The 2,224-nt window shown below is 65.2% G+C and carries 2 protein-coding genes; one reads left to right on the forward strand and one right to left on the reverse strand.

The features are described from left to right. Nucleotides 1-87: 87 nt before the first annotated feature. Nucleotides 88-630 carry an oligoribonuclease gene (orn, locus tag ACCC94_RS29395; RefSeq protein ID WP_413353111.1) on the reverse strand — a complete coding sequence of 181 codons (543 nt, stop codon included), beginning with the start codon at nucleotides 628-630 and terminating at the stop codon, nucleotides 88-90. Nucleotides 631-719: 89 nt separating this feature from the next. On the opposite strand from orn, the gene rsgA reads away from it, so the two are divergent. Further along, complete coding sequence (gene rsgA, locus ACCC94_RS29400; protein WP_413353112.1) at nucleotides 720-1,751, forward strand: small ribosomal subunit biogenesis GTPase RsgA; 1,032 nt, start codon at nucleotides 720-722, stop codon at nucleotides 1,749-1,751. Nucleotides 1,752-2,224: the final 473 nt, after the last annotated feature.

The raw sequence follows: 2,224 nt of genomic DNA on the forward strand, positions 1-2,224 counted from the left end.
TTGTTTGGTTTTTTTTGGTTCGTTGTTTGATGTATAACATAACCCCCGGGGGGGGTCTGTTGCCCTTCTAGCCCCGCTCCTACAGGATCAGACCTTGATGAAATGCTCGCGGTAGTAACGCAGCTCGGCGATGGATTCGCGGATGTCGTCCAGGGCCAGGTGGGTGTTGCCCTTCTTGAAGCCGTCGCGCACCGCCGGGGCCCAGCGCGCGGCCAGTTCCTTGAGGGTGGAGACGTCCAGGTTGCGGTAGTGGAAGTAGCCTTCCAGCTTCGGCATGTGGCGATAGAGGAAGCGGCGATCCTGGCAGATGCTGTTGCCGCAGATCGGCGAGCTGCGCTTGGGCACCCACTTTTCCAGGAAGGCGATGGTCATCGCTTCGGCCTGCGCGGCGGAGATGGTGCTTTCGCGCACACGCTGGGTCAGGCCGGACTGGCCGTGCTGGCGGGTATTCCACTCGTCCATGCCGGCGAGCAGCTCCTCGCTCTGGTGCACGGCGATCACCGGGCCTTCCTCGAGGATGTTCAGGTCACTGTCGGTGACGATGGTCGCCATTTCGATGATGACGTCCTTGTCCGGGTCCAGCCCGGTCATTTCCAGGTCGATCCAGATCAGGTTCTGCGGGTTCTGCATGATGGTGCTCCTCAGCTCAGCCCCCTAGTTTAGCGGGAAGCACGCCAGCGCATGCTAAACTGCGGCGCGATTTTCCCTGTGGATACCCTATGGCCAAGCGTCACCTCACCCGCCGGCAGAGCTGGCGGATCGAAAAAGTCCAGGAAGAACGCGCCGCCCGCGCGGCGAAGCGCGAGTCGCGCGCTCTGGAAGAACTGGAAGGCGGCGATCTCGGCCCGGAACAGACCGGCCAGGTGATCGCCCACTTCGGGGTGCAGGTGGAAGTCGAGGCCCAGGACGGCGACGCCGCCGGCCAGGTATTCCGCTGCCACTTGCGCGCCAACCTGCCGCCACTGGTGACTGGCGACCAGGTGGTCTGGCGACCGGGCAACCAGGGCATCGGCGTGATCGTCGCGCAATTGCCGCGCACCTCCGAGCTGCGCCGCCCGGACATGCGCGGCGTGCTCAAGCCGGTGGCGGCCAACGTCGACCGCATCGTCATCGTCTTTGCGCCGCGCCCGGAGCCCCATGCAAACCTGATCGACCGCTACCTGGTCGCAGCCGAACACGCGGGCATCAAGCCGCTGCTGCTGCTGAACAAGGCCGACCTGATCGACGAGGAGAACGCGCCCTTCCTCGACTCGCTGCTGGGCACCTACCGCGAGCTGGGCTACCCGCTGCTGGAGGTCTCGGCCGCCAACGGCCTGGCGCTGGACGCCCTGCGCGCCGCGCTGAACGAGCACGTCAGCGTGTTCGTCGGCCAGTCGGGCGTAGGCAAGTCGTCGCTGGTGAATGCGCTGCTGCCGGGCGTCGACACCCGTGTCGGCGACCTCTCGGAAGTCACCGGCAAGGGCACCCACACCACCACCACTGCGCGGCTGTTCCACTTCCCTGCCGGCGGTGACCTGATCGACTCCCCTGGCATCCGCGAATTCGGTCTCGGCCATGTCAGCCGCGACGACGTGGAAGCGGGCTTCATCGAATTCCACGACCTGCTCGGCCACTGCCGCTTCCGCGACTGCAAGCACGACCGCGAGCCGGGCTGCGCGCTGCTCAAGGCGCTGGAAGACGGACGCATCTCGCCACAGCGCATGGCCAGCTACCGCCACATCCTCGCGAGCCTGCCGGAAGACGACTATTGATCGACGGGTGACCGCCCAGGCGTTGCCCGCGGCGCCGACTCTGCCGGTACCTGTAGGAGCGAGCTCGCTCGCGAACGCATTCAGCCGGACAGACAGGGCATCAAGCGGGTTCGCGAGCAAGCTCGCTCCTACGAAGAGCTCGCGAGCCTGACGACTATTGATCGACGGGTGACCGCCCCAGGCGTTACCCACAGTGCCGACGCAGCCGGTACCTGTAGGAGTGAGCTCGCTCGCGAACGCATTCAGCCGGGCAGACAGGGCATCAAGCGGGTTCGCGAGCAAGCTCGCTCCTACGAAGAGCACCGAACCTGACAAATATTCATCGGCGGGTGGCCGCCCCAGGCGTTACCCACAGTGCCGACGCAGCCGGTACCTGTAGGAGCGGGGGTTGGGGCGGACGCAATAAGGCCGGCACACAAAGCATAAAACCGGTTAGCCCCGAAGCGACCGACCAAGAAGCCCCCCAGAAAAAA

Origin of the sequence: Pseudomonas sp. Pseusp97, assembly GCF_047304025.1 — a bacterium.
GTDB lineage: Bacteria > Pseudomonadota > Gammaproteobacteria > Pseudomonadales > Pseudomonadaceae > Pseudomonas.